Origin of the sequence: Acuticoccus sediminis (assembly GCF_003258595.1) — a bacterium.
GTDB classification, from domain to species: domain Bacteria; phylum Pseudomonadota; class Alphaproteobacteria; order Rhizobiales; family Amorphaceae; genus Acuticoccus; species Acuticoccus sediminis.
On sequence record NZ_QHHQ01000038.1, the window covers coordinates 1 to 1277 of the forward strand.

At 63.0% G+C, this 1277-nt stretch carries 1 protein-coding gene; it reads left to right on the forward strand.

The genetic code is table 11. From position 1 onward, the window contains the following. Positions 1 to 78: 78 nt before the first annotated feature. Positions 79 to 1238 (forward strand): IS3 family transposase gene (locus DLJ53_RS34560; protein ID WP_425320985.1). Its coding sequence is split into 2 segments (ribosomal slippage): positions 79 to 360 and positions 363 to 1238, totalling 1158 coding nucleotides; the frame shifts between segments, so codons are not numbered across the junction. Positions 1239 to 1277 lie beyond the last annotated feature (39 nt).

Consider the following 1277-nt stretch of genomic DNA (forward strand, 5'->3'; position numbering starts at 1 on the left):
TGAGGTGCTCCCGAAAAATCGGACAGGGCTGTAAGCTACGGAAGGGACCTGCTGGTCTTCGGATGAGGAGATCAGCGAATGACGACACGCAAGCAGCACAAGGCGGCGTTTAAGGCGAAGGTGGCGCTGGAGGCATTGAAGGGTGAAGAGACGGTGGCGGAACTTGCTGCCCGTTTCGGTGTCCACCCGACGATGATCCACCAATGGAAGCGGCAGTTACTGGAGGGCGCCTCGGACGTCTTCGAGCGCGGCCGAAAAGGAAGCGCGCCGGAGATGGACGGCGAGAAGGTGCGCGATCTCCATGCCAAGATCGGCGAGTTGACGGTGGCGAACGATTTTTTGTCGCGAAAGCTCAAGCCTTGGGGCGGGACGTGAGGCGGTCGATGGTGGAGAAGAAGCATCCCGCACTGTCGGTCACGGCGCAGTGCCGGCTCCTGTCGATCCCGCGGTCGACATTTTACCACGCACCGAACGGCGAGACGGCCGAGAACCTGGCCCTGATGCGGCGGATCGACGAGCAGTTCCTCCAAACACCCTTCTACGGTGTGCGGCAGATGACGTGGCATCTGCGCGCCGAGGGGGAAACGGTGAACCCGAAGCGGATCCGGCGTCTGATGCGGCTCATGGGGCTGATGCCGATCTATCAAAAGCCGAACACGAGCGCGCCCGCCAAGGCGCACAAGGTCTGGCCCTATCTCCTGCGCGGCCGGACGATCGAACGTCCGGGCGAGGTCTGGTGCACCGACGTGACGTACATTCCGATGGCGCGGGGCTTCCTCTATCTGGTCGCGATCATGGACTGGGCGAGCCGCAAGGTGCTGGCCTGGCGGCTCAGCAACACGATGGAGGCCGGCCCGTGCGTGGAGGCCCTCGACGAGGCGCTGACCCGCAACGACCCGCCGTCGATCATGAACAGCGATCAAGGAAGTCAGTTCACGTCCCAAGCCTGGACGAGCCGTCTCCAGCGGGCCGGGGTGAAGATCTCGATGGACGGCAAGGGCCGCTTCCTCGACAACATCTTCGTCGAGCGCCTGTGGCGCTCCTTGAAGTACGAATGCGTCTATCTTCATGCTTGGTCCGGCGGCCGAGAAGCCCGCGCCGGCATCGGGCAGTGGATCACGTTCTACAATCAGCGCCGGCCACATTCTGCCCTTGGCGGACGAACGCCTTCGACCACGTTCCATGCGGCCATCATCAACAAGGACCGAACCGACCAGCAGATCCCGGCTGTAGCTTAAAACGGCGCCCGAACTGTCCAACCGATAGGGAGCAGCTCA